At 44.0% G+C, this 14244-nt stretch carries 11 protein-coding genes; 4 read left to right on the top strand and 7 right to left on the bottom strand.

Translation table 11 applies throughout. The features are described from left to right. Nucleotides 1-14: 14 nt before the first annotated feature. From tyrR to AB8613_RS02080, 5 genes are all read right to left on the bottom strand, one after another. Complete coding sequence (gene tyrR, locus AB8613_RS02060; RefSeq protein ID WP_019822554.1) at nucleotides 15-1559, bottom strand: transcriptional regulator TyrR; 1545 nt, start codon at nucleotides 1557-1559, stop codon at nucleotides 15-17. Nucleotides 1560-1682: 123 nt separating this feature from the next. Then, on the bottom strand, nucleotides 1683-2735 hold the full coding sequence (locus AB8613_RS02065; protein ID WP_372384349.1) for a YcjF family protein: 1053 nt from the start codon (nucleotides 2733-2735) through the stop codon (nucleotides 1683-1685). A 14-nt stretch (nucleotides 2736-2749) separates the two neighbouring features. Continuing rightward, nucleotides 2750-4123 carry a YcjX family protein gene (locus AB8613_RS02070; RefSeq protein ID WP_372384350.1) on the bottom strand — a complete coding sequence of 458 codons (1374 nt, stop codon included), beginning with the start codon at nucleotides 4121-4123 and terminating at the stop codon, nucleotides 2750-2752. Between the two features lie 211 nt (nucleotides 4124-4334). Then, nucleotides 4335-4520: a hypothetical protein gene (locus tag AB8613_RS02075; RefSeq protein ID WP_004734731.1), complete on the bottom strand. Its 186-nt coding sequence runs from the start codon at nucleotides 4518-4520 to the stop codon at nucleotides 4335-4337. A gap of 164 nt (nucleotides 4521-4684) precedes the next feature. Further along, the gene (locus AB8613_RS02080) at nucleotides 4685-6202 is read right to left on the bottom strand and encodes a fumarate hydratase (RefSeq protein WP_017068776.1); all 1518 of its coding nucleotides are present in this window, start codon (nucleotides 6200-6202) and stop codon (nucleotides 4685-4687) included. A gap of 254 nt (nucleotides 6203-6456) precedes the next feature. Here AB8613_RS02080 and pabB point away from each other — a divergent pair, with 254 nt between their 5' ends. Continuing rightward, nucleotides 6457-7836: an aminodeoxychorismate synthase component I gene (gene pabB, locus AB8613_RS02085; protein ID WP_146491311.1), complete on the top strand. Its 1380-nt coding sequence runs from the start codon at nucleotides 6457-6459 to the stop codon at nucleotides 7834-7836. A gap of 145 nt (nucleotides 7837-7981) precedes the next feature. Here the strand turns inward: pabB and AB8613_RS02090 are convergent, their stop codons facing one another. Beyond that, complete coding sequence (locus tag AB8613_RS02090) at nucleotides 7982-9700, bottom strand: ATP-binding protein (protein WP_372384352.1); 1719 nt, start codon at nucleotides 9698-9700, stop codon at nucleotides 7982-7984. A 1-nt stretch (nucleotide 9701) separates the two neighbouring features. Then, nucleotides 9702-10244: a heme NO-binding domain-containing protein gene (locus tag AB8613_RS02095; RefSeq protein ID WP_146491313.1), complete on the bottom strand. Its 543-nt coding sequence runs from the start codon at nucleotides 10242-10244 to the stop codon at nucleotides 9702-9704. 302 nt (nucleotides 10245-10546) lie between these two features. Here AB8613_RS02095 and AB8613_RS02100 point away from each other — a divergent pair, with 302 nt between their 5' ends. From AB8613_RS02100 to AB8613_RS02110, 3 genes are all read left to right on the top strand, one after another. Then, nucleotides 10547-11146: a CoA pyrophosphatase gene (locus AB8613_RS02100; protein ID WP_146491314.1), complete on the top strand. Its 600-nt coding sequence runs from the start codon at nucleotides 10547-10549 to the stop codon at nucleotides 11144-11146. Between the two features lie 309 nt (nucleotides 11147-11455). Next, nucleotides 11456-12709, top strand: a complete 1254-nt coding sequence (locus tag AB8613_RS02105) for an aromatic amino acid transport family protein (RefSeq protein WP_076652937.1) — start codon at nucleotides 11456-11458, stop codon at nucleotides 12707-12709. A gap of 120 nt (nucleotides 12710-12829) precedes the next feature. After that, on the top strand, nucleotides 12830-14191 hold the full coding sequence (locus AB8613_RS02110) for an L-serine ammonia-lyase (protein ID WP_060981746.1): 1362 nt from the start codon (nucleotides 12830-12832) through the stop codon (nucleotides 14189-14191). Nucleotides 14192-14244 lie beyond the last annotated feature (53 nt).

The following is a 14244-nucleotide window of genomic DNA, read 5'->3' on the forward strand; positions in this document are numbered from 1 at the left end:
TTGTTCTTATTCGATCAGTTCTTTCTGATACCGTAGTCACGAAGCTTATTCGCAATTGAGGTGTGAGATACATTCAAGCGTTTTGCTAGTTTACGGCTTGATGGGAACGACTGGTAAAGCTTCTCTAGAATCTGAGATTCATAGTCTTTCATGATCTCATCCAGAGAACCATCTAAGCTTAAATTCGCCATTCCAGCTGTCATTGTTTCAAGCTGTGGCAAATGGAATTGCTCAACCGTTAGTGTGTCTGAGTCCAACTCTGTTAGCGCACGAAGAACCATGTTGTCCAATTGACGAATGTTGCCCGGCCATTGGTAATTACCAAGCTGGTCGATTAACTCTTGAGTCAGTTTTGGTTTTAACATACCTAATTGCTGGGCGTACTTTGCAACGAACAATTCCAACAGCGGTGCTACGTCGTTTGAGCGTTCACGCAATGCTGGAATAGACAGAGTCAGTACATTCAAGCGATAGAACAAATCTTCACGGAACGAACCCGAGTCTGCTAATTCAGAAAGACGATGACGCGTTGATGCAATAATACGAACATCAGCGTGCATCTCTTCTTCTTCACCAACACGACGGAATGAACCATCTTGTAGGAAACGCAGCAGTTTGATTTGTAGATGCGGGCTCATCTCGCCAATTTCATCTAAAAATACCGTACCGCCATTCGCTTGCTCGAAAATGCCTTTATGACCTTGCTCATGGTTGAATGAACCCGGCGCATGACCAAACAATTCCGTTTCCGCTACGTCATCAGGCATCGATGCACAGCTTAGAATCAAGAATGGGAAAGAAGAACGATTTGAACGGTTATGACACGCTTTCGCCAGCATCTCTTTACCAGTACCCGTATCGCCTTCAATTAATAGAGGCTGATCCAGCATCGCCAGTTTCTTGGCTTGGCTGATCAAGGCTTTATGGCGATTAGAGACACCAACAAAGTGTTCGAAACCTAGGTTGTTCTGTTCTGGGATTGAATCTGGCGAGTTCATCTCTTGGTTACAAGAACGAATCGTCATTACTGCGCTCGCCAGTACCGCTTCGTTGACATCACCACCAAGGTAAATCGGCAGGATCTCAATAGAGAAATCTAAACCATCCAACACGACAACTTCACGATGGCGCGTTACATCACCTTCGATCCAGCGAGCAAAGTTAAAGCTAGGAACAAACGTCGCTAGTGGTTCACCGATCACTTCGTCTTCTTGCTTGTTGAAGAGGTTCAACGCAGCGTGGTTAGCCATATCGACTGAGCCTTTAAGGTCAATCGCAATCACGGGGTCTGGCAGGTTAGCCAGCAGAGCAATCAGCTCTGTGTTATGCCTTTCGCTTGGCATAAATTGGATTTTACGTACATCCTTCACACCTGAAATTCGGCGAATTTCAGCCATAAGTTCACTAAAAGCATCAAAATCGATATCAGGGCAGTTGAGGTAAATAATGCCTTTAACATCAATTTCGATTCCTCTTAAATCAATGCTTTTTGAGGCCAAGATATCGAGCAACTCACGCGTTAAGCCGAGTCTGTCTTCACACAATACTTCAAGACGCACAAATAGTCCTATTATAGGTGTCAGGATAAGTTGACAGTAGTGTGGATTAAGCTCTGAGTTCAGTCAAGAAGAAGAGTAAACATATGTTTACTCTTCTTCTCAAACTATTGAGCTTTCAATACTTTATTTGAGAGTAATACGCTTTATTTCTAAAAGAACGGCTTTGCGGAGGTCTGCCAGTTTTACTTTTCGCTCGTTATGCCAAGGCATTGGGCGAAGCAATGTCATGGCTTTTAACCCTAATCGAGCAGTCAGAATACCAACACCTAAGCCCTGACCTGCTCGAGCTGAGACTTTACCCGCAAGATCCATCGAGACTAAGTCCATACTCGCATCAATCGCCAGCTCACTCGCACCTGCCGCTGCCATGTTGATTAACACCAACTTAAACAGCTTAATTCGAGACCAGTAGCCAAGCTCAATGCCATACACATCAGCAAGCTTGTCTATCATGGTGAAATTACGCCACGCCACCAGCAACATATCAGCAGCAGCTAATGGGCTCACCGCAACCAAAGCCGCCGATTCGGTCGAGAACTTAGTGACAATTTGAGTCGCCACTTTGTCTTGTTGGGCTACAACCAGTGCATCGTACATATCCAACACTTCTGCATCACTGTGCGCTGGGTTAATGCTGTTTCGCCACTTATCGTACGAAGGTGACTCAGCAATAATGCCGCCCTGCTTTGCGATGTTTTCACAGAACACTTTACCCTTGCCGACACTTTGGCTTTGCAAGAGCTCTTCACTCTGCTCTTGCACACTAAAGTGATCTTTAAGCGAGCGCAGTTTCCATAGCTCTTTGCCTATTGCGCCTAAACCCAATGAAGCAATGGCAGCAATAAAGCCAGCCCAACCCAACGCAAGCCAATCGGCAGTTTGAATCGCGATTATGACCGAATCAATTGCCTGCCATCCAACTAGGCCAGAAAAAGCGACCAGTAAGCCCGTTCCAAACCACTTCTTCTTTTTGTTCGGTCGAATCACCTGTTCCAATTGCTGCTCAGCTTCACCATCAAGGTCAGTTTCCACTTGTGGTGCGACAGGTACAAATTTTTCTTGCTCTGTGAACTGTTGTTGAGCGCCTAAATCCGGGCCAACTTCGTTCTTATCTTGCTGATCAAAAGAGGTCTTCAACGGTTCATTAAAGACCTGCTTTGTTTTTAATTCACTCATTTTAATTACCTCAATTACTTCAACTTGTCGCCAATGAGATACTCTAAAACCTTGTCGACTCTTAGGTGTTGGCAAGGCTCATCGGAATGTTGCTCCATCGGCCTAAAGCTCGTGAAATCAAACTGGTTGTTTTCCCAATACTGTTTATTGGGCAACTTACGCGGCACTTCTCCCGGATACATGGTTTGAGGGACATTATCCAAAGTCACACCTTGCAACGCCGGAACATTGTCTGAGCCCGACGAGATATAACCCGCACTGGTCGCTTGAATAGACGCGATACTCATACAACTCATGTCGATGTGTTCAAACGCCGCTTGTTGCCAAGCCGGATGCACCATCTGTTGTAACAGTGACACCAAGTTCGGATGTTGATCCGGTGTCACGTGGTCAGCTTTAGTGGCTGCAAACAAGATCTTGTCGATCTTCGGCGCGAATAAGCGTCTTAAGATATTGCTTCGACCGTACTTAAAGCTCTTCAATAACTGCTCTAACGCGCCACGCATATCCATAAAAGAGTCATAGCCCGCATTAAGTGGTTGCAAGCAATCCACCAACACGATTTGTCTGTCGAACGTCGCGAAGTGATTCTTGTAGAACGCTTTCACGACCTTCTGTTGATACTCTTCATAACGCGCTTTCAGTACCGCATAGTTACTTGTTTTTGAGAACTTACCCTCAGGTGCGATACACGGGAAGAATTGCAGCACAGGCGCGCCTTCAAGCTCACCGGGTAATACGAATCGACCCGGCTGTACCCAATGCAGTCCGTTACTTTTACAAGTATGAAGGTACTGGGTGTAGCTATCGGCAATCGCGACCAGTTTCTTTTCGTCCGCTTCTGCTAGCAAGTCGATATCACCACGCATTACGTTCCACTCTTGCGAGTAGGTTTCTCTATCCCCTTTCAACGCAGCGAATTGAGAATGACTCCAGGTTTCAAAATCCATATCCAGTAAGGGTAAATCAAGCAGCCATTCGCCTGGGTAATCGACAATATCGAGATAAAGGGTGCTGTTTTTACTCAGTAGTTTTTTTGCGCCCTTCGCTGGCTTATATTTGATAGCTAGACGAATCTCACTGACATCACGCGTTGGCACAGGCCATTCTGGTGGCTGTGCATTCAACGACTCCATCGCTTCATCATATGAGAAACGTGGAATCATCATGTTGTGTTGAGGGATCCGCTTTGCACCAATAATTCTTCCATCTCTCGCCGATGCAAGCAGTGGTAGTTTTTTATGGGTAGACGTATGAAGAAGCTGATTAACCAGCGAAGTAATGAATGCTGTCTTACCCGCACGAGAAAGCCCCGTGACCGCTACTCGAATATGAGAATCCGTTCCTCTGCTTATAAAGTCACTCATTTCTTGAGTTAGGTGTTTCATTTGAACGACTCCGTGATAATTAGGCTAGCTGATTATGATAATAGCGAGGCAAGCCTATGTTCTTTCCCAGATGGGATAGATTGTATGCTTATGCTTATGCTTATGCTTATGGTGATTAGTATGCAATACACATTCTTAATGCTAGATGAATAAAAGCCCCTGACTACATTCATAATCAGGGGCTTTAAAATTTTTGCACGATATCCGACGTTTAATCGTCTTCAATCAACTTGTAGATAACAAACAGTGCAATCTCTGCAATTAGCCAAAGCGCACAAGTAATCGTCACGTATTTATTATCAAAGATACTAATCCCTTTCAAGATCAGGTCGTAGCCAACAAAAGCACCAATCACCACTGCCAAGATAATCTGTAGGATCTGAATAAAACGAGGCATTCCTCTCTCCTATGTTCTTATATCAAACTATGTGTTTATCACTATATCATTGATAATATGACAAAAGTGCAGATAATGCTGCACTTTTGTCTTCAACTTTCTGTCAAAAATTGCAATTCAAACGCTGAAGTTAGCGACAATTACGATTTTTTGGCTTCGGTTAATTACGCTTTCTCAGCTTCAGCAATCTTCACTTTCCACGTGTCAGGGCCGATCTGGTGTGCGTTCACGCCGTTAGAATCAACTGCTACCGTTACTGGCATATCTTCAACTTCAAACTCGTAAATCGCTTCCATACCGAGATCTTCAAACGCAACTACGCGTGCTTTTTTAATTGCTTTCGCGACTAAATAAGCTGCACCACCAACCGCCATTAGGTACACCGCTTTGTGTTCTTTGATTGATTCAACCGTTGCAGGACCACGTTCCGCTTTACCGATCATACCCATAATGCCAGTTTCGTTCAGCATCATGTCGGTGAACTTATCCATACGAGTAGACGTTGTTGGGCCAGCAGGACCTACCGCTTCATCACCTACAGCATCAACAGGACCCACGTAGTAAATGAACTTGCCTTTGAAATCAACGCCAGCAGGTAAGCCTTCGCCGCTTTCTAGCATGCCTTGAATACGTTTATGAGCAGCATCACGACCTGTTAAGATCTTGCCAGATAGAAGAACCGTTTCGCCGGTCTTCCACTCTTGTACGTCTTCTTTAGTCACTTCATCAAGGTTAACACGGCGTGTATTTGCGCCCGCTTCCCAAGTGATGTCTGGCCACTCTTCTAGCTTAGGTGGTGTTAGCTCTGCAGGGCCGCTACCGTCTAGTGTGAAGTGAACGTGACGCGTTGCTGCACAGTTCGGGATCAAACATACTGGTTTAGAGGCTGCATGCGTTGGCGCTGTTTTGATTTTGACGTCAACCACAGTCGTTAGACCGCCAAGACCTTGTGCACCAATACCCAGTTTGTTTACACGGTTGAAGATGTCTAAACGAAGCTCTTCTTCTGCGTTCTCTGGACCTTTCTCGATAAGCTCTTGGATATCGATGTGTTCCATCAGAGATTCTTTCGCTAGTACTGCTGCTTTCTCAGCTGTACCGCCGATGCCTATACCAAGCATACCCGGAGGACACCAGCCAGCGCCCATTGTTGGTAGCGTCTTCTCTACCCACTCTGCAATATCATCAGAAGGGTTCAGCATAACCATCTTGGTTTTGTTCTCAGAACCGCCGCCCTTTGCCGCGATTTGAATTTCAACTTTGTTGCCTGGAACCATATTAATGTGGACAACCGCTGGTGTGTTATCTTTTGTATTAATACGCTTACCTGCAGGGTCCATTAGGACAGATGCACGCAATGGGTTATCTGGGTTGTTGTAAGCTTGACGAACGCCTTCATCAACCATCTGTTGTACTGTTTGATCCGTTTCCCACCTAACATCCATACCGATGTTCACGAAACAAGTAACAATACCCGTATCCTGACAAATTGGACGATGGCCTTCCGCAGACATGCGCGAGTTAATAAGAATCTGAGCGATAGCATCTTTTGCTGCTTGGCTCTCTTCTTTCTCGTACGCTTTTTCTAGGGCTTGGACAAAGTCTAAAGGGTGATAATAAGAAATGTACTGAAGTGCGTCAGCGACACTGCTGATCACATCTTGCTTACGAATAACCGTCATTGCATGCCTCTTTATTGTTCTGGTTCCATGTGGGTTCACAGCTTGGCTATATATGCCAAATCGAATTAGGTGGTTTAGCTTTTTATTGTGTTGAGCTGTATTTAGTTGCTTTAGCAATCGCTTGCATAGCTTTAAACTAAACCACTTGGATTACTCCGTTCTAATCAAGAACCCATTTTATTTTCAATTTATGATACTCTTGCTTCCTCTCACACGCCATGCAGTGATCGAACTCTTTGTCACAAATTAAACAAATGAATAACAACGAATTTCGCTCTACCCAAATCAAGCCGCTTGAATATCAATCAACTTTAGCTAAACAGCTGTTTTCCCATATTGAAAACCTGCCGTGGGCTATGCTATTACGCTCCGCTTCAGAAAGCCACGTTGATAGTCGATACGATATTTTAGTTGCTCAACCCATCGCCACCTTCGAGACAATCGGTGCAGAAACAACCGTTAATGTTAATGAAACGTGCGAGGTTTCAGACTCTGATCCTTTCGAACTACTCGACCAATATCAGCAACAGTTATTACCTGCGACTAAAGAGCACGCTGAGTTGCCATTTGTTGGCGGCGCTTTAGGCTACTTTAGTTATGATTTAGGGCGCAGAGTAGAGACACTTCCTTCACTCGCAAAGCGTGATATTGAAGCACCTGACATGGCGGTTGGCTTGTATGAATGGGCAGTGATCGTTGACCACAAATTGAAAACGGCGTGTATTGTCGGCAGCAATATCGATGAACATCATGATTGGCTGATGCAGAAAATGGCTCAATCAAACGTAACACATGCGCCCTTTGGATTAACCGCGCCGTGGCAATCCAATATGAGTGAAGAGCGCTACGCGACCAAGTTCGATAGTGTTCAAGAGTACCTGTTATCCGGTGACTGCTATCAGATTAATTTGGCTCAGCGCTTCAATGCCCAATACCAAGGCAGTGAATGGCTGGCTTACGAAAAGCTTGAGCAGTACAACTCAGCGCCCTTTTCTGGCTTTATCCGTTTGGCCGACTGCGCAATCATCAGCGTTTCGCCAGAGCGTTTCTTAGAACTCAAAGACAATGTGATTGAAACCAAGCCAATCAAAGGCACACGACCTCGTTCTGACGACCACGTGATTGATGACGCTAACGCGCAGGACCTAGCAAGCGCCGATAAAGATCAGGCAGAGAACTTGATGATCGTCGATCTTCTTCGCAACGATATTGGCCGAGTGGCAAAACCGGGCACGGTTCATGTGCCAAAGCTGTTCGATATTGAGAGCTTCCCTGCTGTGCATCACTTGGTTAGCACGATACGAGCTGACCTTGATGACCAATATTCAGCGACTGACCTTCTGAGAGCTTGTTTTCCTGGCGGGTCAATTACCGGCGCACCAAAGGTTCGCGCTATGCAGATCATTGAGGAATTAGAGCCGCATCGACGTTCAGCGTATTGCGGCAGTATTGGTTACATCAGCCGAAATGGCAGAATGGACACAAGCATTACTATTCGTACTTTGGTGGCAGAGAACAATACGCTTTATGCTTGGGCTGGCGGTGGTGTGGTATTTGATAGTGATTGTGCTTCTGAATACCAAGAAACACTGGATAAGCTGAGTCGAATTCTACCGATACTTGAAGATTGCTAAGCATAGCGTCATTAATCGCCATTCCGCAGCTTTGCAACTAGCAAAAACTCGATATAACAAGAAACCGAAGGATCGCAAAATCACTTCGGTTTTTTTAGTTTCTAAATCAGGGGGTTCACAATTAATCACTCGTTATTAGCGTGGCTTAAACGACCTTCACAGCAGAAGCACCCCACTTCTTGAGCATTTCTTTAAGGTCGATAGCTGTATAAGGCTTACTAAGAATGTCGTCCATCCCACACTGAATACAACGTTCGCGCTCTTCTAGCGTCGTTCCGGCGGTGAGTGCCACAATAGATTTAACGTAACCCTTCTCTCTAAGCTTCTCTGTCGCTTCAAAACCGTCCATGACTGGCATTCTGCAATCCATAAACACTATGTCATATTCATTACCTGAAGCAAGCTCTAGCCCTTCGACTCCATTGCTGGCAATAGCAGGCTCTATCTTGTGCTTACGCAACATCTGTTGGATGATGATCTGGTTCATCTTAATATCATCAACCACCAGCACTTTTAATAAAGACAAGCCGACATCTGATTCAGTATCTTGCGACACTCGACTGTTTTCATCAGAAACATCGATTACCTGCAAAGGCAGCGCAATAGTAAAAGTCGTCCCACTTCCCACGATGCTGGTCACGCTAATATCACCATGCATCAATCCAACTAGCTTACGACAAATAGCCAGACCTAGCCCTGTGCCTTCATAATTTCGGCTACTTGAATTATCGGCCTGAGTAAAAGGTTCAAACAGTGTCTTATAAGCGGATTGAGCGATCCCGACTCCAGTGTCCTCAACGGAAAAGATAAATTGGTCTTTCAGCCATTTGATCTCAACATTCACATGACCTTGAGCCGTGAACTTGATTGCGTTTCCAATCAGGTTTACGAACAGTTGAGTAATACGCTCTAAGTCACCATAGAAGTGGCTCGGTACACCTTTGTATACGTTGACTTCAAACTGAAGCTGCTTTTCAAGCGCTCGATTGGTAAAAATACTATCAATAGTATTTCTCAGATCATGGAGCGCGAACTTCTTCGGTATTAACTCCAACATTCCCGCATTGATTTTACTGTAATCCAGTAGGTCATTAATGATGGTTCTGAGAAACTCTCCAGATTGGCTCAGGTTATTCACTATCTCACGCTGAGATCCACTTAATTCTGTATCACTGATCAGTTCAGCACTACCGAGTAAGCCATTAAGAGGGGTTCTTAATTCGTGATTAATCATCGCGACAAAATCACGGGTTGCCCTTTCGGACTCCTCTGCTCGTTTACGCGATTCAACATTTCGATTAATAGCAAGCTGATGAGTTAGTGCACTACAGATAAGATCAGTCACCAACACCAGTTGACTCTGTATAAATTCATAGTCTTGATCTAACAACCTGACCTTCACTATTAACGCACCGACTATCACCTTTTCTACCTCTAACGGCACGGTAAGTAGGCAGCCTTGCCAATGAGGCTCTTGAATATCTTGGTCTAGTACCTCGACAGTTTCATCGCCATAGTCGTAGGTTTTTAGCTGGGGAAGTAATTTTGGAGGCAAAATCAAGCGACTGCCTTCAATCAAATAACTGTTGGTCACATTCGTCGTCAACTGTGACAACATGACATCGTCTAGATCATTCATAAGAAATGTACGACCGAAATCAATCAACAGGTTATCAATCTGTTCTTGGAATTCAATCCGACGTAAATTTGCGTTGGAGCGCTTTTCTAACTGACGCAGCGCAAGCTCAAGTTGTTGGTTTGCCTCAAACAGTTCGAGACTTTTTTGTTCCAACAATGCTTCGGCCGCTTTGCGTGCAGCAATTTGACGTTTAAGCTTTTTCTCTAGGGCTGATGCCAGATCCATATCACTTTTCTACTTTGAGATTAAACCTAACCACGCTTTGGTCATCATTTTGTGGCGTCATTTCTACCACAATAGATTCACCATGGTATTCAGCACACCCTTCGATAAGCCCTAAACAAACGTGAGACATACACCTTGCGCTTTTGTAGTCAAAAACAAGTTGTGCTTCGGTCGTAGTAATAAAACTGAATTCAGGTGGCTCAGCATCCGGATAGAGCTTCTTCACTTCAACGTGAATGTAGCGCTCTACGTGCTGAATAAATTGAAAGGTGGTATTGCTATGAGCAAGGCTCGCTTTATTAGGTAAAGAGGCGAGTAAGTTCTTAAATACAGACTGCCCGAAAACGCGTTGCAAGCTTGCAGCATCGATATCCGTTTTTTTGCTCAAGTTAATGATGAGCTTAACCAAATCTCTGTGATCATAACTACCAACGGACGTGTAGATCCCTTCATCTTCTGACATTTCTAGAACTTCTTCCAAAAGCTCTAAACCAAACTTGTCTTCAACAAGCTCTAAAAATTCGGTGAATATGATTCCTTTCATCTCATACCTTTTCTTCTATTTCTTTTTAGAATGGGCCACTAAGTTATTGTTATCAAATTCTTAAACGAAAAATCTACGTTTCGTCACCCAATTTTATGACATGGATAACGCTTGCTCGCCTGTATGCACATATTGAATATAGCAAAAATCGTCATTTCGAGGAGATTCATCGGTAAACAGCCCCTCATGACGCCCAATTCATAATTAAAGAGGGAAAGTAAATGAAGAAAAACTCAGTATTGGTAATCAACCCACTGTTATGTCTATACTTAAAATCAAAACAATCAATATATTGGCTTGATATGAATAAAGAAAACTTCCTTCAACAATTCCAACTTAACCCTACCGTTGGCTATCACCCAGAGTCAGTAGAGCGTGTTTCGCATATCAATGGCGATCAATTACGTAAAGCGGCGGTGGTGGTAGGTTTAGTTGAAAGAGAAGATGGTTTACATGTCATTTTTACTAAAAGAGCCGCTCATTTAAAGCATCACCCCGGCCAAGTCAGCTTTCCTGGAGGTAAACACGAACTTTCTGACCCTTCTATGCAATTTACTGCACTCAGAGAGCTCCATGAAGAGGTGGGAATTCGATCGGATCAAGTTAAAATTGTTGGGCAATTACCTGCATTGAGTACTATTAGTAAATTTTCTGTGACGCCGATTGTTGCCATGGTCGATCCTGACTATAAAGCCATCATTGATGAAAACGAAGTTGCCTCAATTTTTGAGGTACCCGCTACCTATGTTTTAGACCAAGCCAAGTTACACAGCCACACTGTTAACTTCAAACAAATCAAGCATCGTGTTTTTGCGATGCCCTTCCAAGAGCACCTAATTTGGGGCGTTACGGCGCAAATCATTCAATCACTGCAGCAACATGTAGTGCAACAAATTACATAGCAACTACGTTTTGTTTAATCTCTGTTAACAAAAACCAGTCTTTCCATGGAACAGATTTATTAATGCAATTTTACGCAAACGTTTCCCTGGTATAAATCTATACAACACCTCCTTTCGCATTAATAAAACTAATACCAAGCATAAGCATAAATCACCTGTGGCACGCTATTTTCGTGATCAAAAATCCGTTTTTCGCATATCATGTGACACGCCGTTTCATTACATGATTTAGATCTATTTTTTGTAGAAGAAAATTCTGCAGAATTAGCCCCGACTTATTTCCTGTTCCCAAAAAATGAGTAATTTAACATGAACACAACAACTTCTTCGGCAAATGCCGTTAAAGATTCAAGCAAGTTTAACTACAAAGATTTTACCTGGTGTTTATCACTATTCGGTACAGCAGTTGGTGCTGGCGTACTATTCCTTCCAATCAAAGCTGGTGCGGGTGGTTTTTGGCCATTAGTTATCCTAGCTTTAATCGCGGCACCAATGACTTGGTTCGCACACAAATCTCTAGCTCGTTTCGTACTGTCTGCTAAAAACCCTGAAGCTGATATTACAGACACAGTTGAAGAGCACTTCGGTAAGACTGGCGCAAACATTATTACTTTTGCTTACTTCTTCGCTATCTACCCGATCGTTCTTATCTACGGTGTTGGTATCACAAACACAGTTGACTCTTTCCTAGTAAACCAAATGGGTATGGAATCTATTCCACGTCCTCTTCTTTCTGGTGCACTTATCCTTGCTATGACAGCAGGTGTTGTATTCGGTAAAGAGCTGATGCTTAAAGCAACTTCAGCGATGGTTTACCCACTAGTATTCATCCTACTAGCACTATCTTTCTACCTAGTTCCTGACTGGAACACTTCAATGATGGATGTAAGCCCAGAATGGTCAACAATGCCTTCTATTATCTGGCTTGCTATTCCAATCATCGTGTTCTCTTTCAACCACAGCCCAATCATTTCACAGTTCTCTAAAGAGCAACGTCGTGTATACGGTGAAGACGCAGTTAAGAAAACTGACCAAATTACTGGCGGCGCAGCAATGATGCTGATGGGCTTTGTAATGTTCTTCGTATTCTCTGTAGTACTTTCTCTATCTCCAGAGCAACTAGCAACAGCGCAAGCACAGAACATCTCTGTTCTTTCTTACCTAGCTAACGTTCACGAGTCTCCACTTATCTCTTACATGGGTCCTCTAGTAGCGTTCGCGGCAATTACTTCAAGCTACTTTGGTCACTTCCTTGGTGCTCACGAAGGTCTTGTTGGTCTAATCAAATCTCGCTCTGGTTCTTCAGTAAGCAAGATTGAAAAAGCATCTCTAGCGTTCATCGTTATTACAACTTGGATTGTTGCGGTAGTTAACCCAAGCATCCTAGGTATGATTGAAACAATGGGTGCTCCAATGATTGCAGCTATCCTGTTCCTAATGCCTGTATTCGCAATGAACAAAGTACCAGCAATGGCTAAGTACAAAACTTCAGCGCCTGTACAAATCTTTACAGCTTTATGTGGTCTAGCGGCTATTAGTTCTGTAATCTACGGCGCTCTTTAATCTCAAGCCCTTTTTATAAGATGTGCTTCATCTTATATCGCGAGATTAGACACAAAATATAATGATAATAAATGAGCCTCCCGACTCCCCTTGGGAGGCTCTCTTTTTGAGGTAATCGCTATGATTAGTGTATTTGATATCTATAAAATCGGTGTTGGTCCATCGAGCTCACACACAGTTGGACCAATGAAAGCGGGTAAAGAATTTATTGATGACCTACGTTCAATGGGAAAATTGCGCGACATCACTAAAATCACCGTGGACGTATATGGATCACTATCACTGACAGGGAAAGGTCACCACACAGATATCGCAATCATCATGGGTCTTGCTGGCAATACTCCTGAGCGTGTTGATATCGATTCTATTGCTGGCTTCATTGCTCGCGTAGAAGAAACTGAGCGCCTTCCTGTTGGCATGCACTGTCATACAGTATCGTTCCCACGCGATGGCGGTATGAACTTCCACACTAGCAACCTTTCTCTACACGAGAACGGCATGAGCATTCATGCTTGGATTGGTGACGAAGTTGCATACTCAAAAACGTACTACTCAATTGGTGGCGGTTTCATCGTTGACGAAGAGAACTTCGGCAAAGAAGAAGAAAACCCAATTAAAGCACCTTACGAATTCACAACAGCTGAAGAGCTGGTTAATCAGTGTAAAGAAAGCGGCCTTTCTATCAGTACACTGGTTATGAAAAACCAAGCGGCTTTCCACTCAGACGAAGAGTCTCGTACTTACTTCGCGAACATCTGGAAAACGATGCGTGAATGTATGGATCGCGGTATGAATACTGAAGGTATCCTGCCTGGTCCACTGCGTGTTCCTCGCCGTGCAGCAGCACTTCGCCAACAGCTAATGACTTCAGAAAAAACAACCAATGATCCAATGTCGGTTGTTGACTGGGTAAACATGTTTGCTTTCGCAGTAAACGAAGAAAATGCAGCTGGCGGTCGTGTAGTAACGGCACCAACAAACGGCGCATGTGGCATCATCCCTGCTGTATTGGCTTACTACGATAAGTTCATCCAAACAGTGACAGAGAAAGATTACATCCGTTACTTCGCAGCTTCTGGCGCGATCGGTGGTCTTTACAAGCGTAACGCTTCTATCTCTGGTGCTGAAGTTGGCTGTCAGGGTGAAGTTGGTGTGGCATGTTCTATGGCTGCTGCTGGTCTTGCTGAACTTATGGGTGGTAGCCCTGAGCAAGTATGTATGGCTGCAGAAATCGGCATGGAGCACAACCTAGGTCTAACGTGTGACCCAGTTGCTGGCCAAGTACAAGTACCATGTATCGAGCGTAACGGTATTGCTGCAGTTAAAGCAATCAACTCGACTCGTATGGCACTTCGTCGTTCTTCTGCTCCTACTGTTTCTCTAGATAAAGTTATCGAAACGATGCTAGAAACAGGTAAAGACATGAACGCTAAATACCGTGAGACTTCTCAAGGTGGTTTGGCTGTTAAGGTTGTTTGTTAATTAGCATTCGTTTGTTAGTTAACGTTGGTTTGCTAGTCCGTATTCGTTTATTG

Source organism: Vibrio sp. BS-M-Sm-2 (assembly GCF_041504345.1).
Classification (GTDB): domain Bacteria; phylum Pseudomonadota; class Gammaproteobacteria; order Enterobacterales; family Vibrionaceae; genus Vibrio; species Vibrio satsumensis.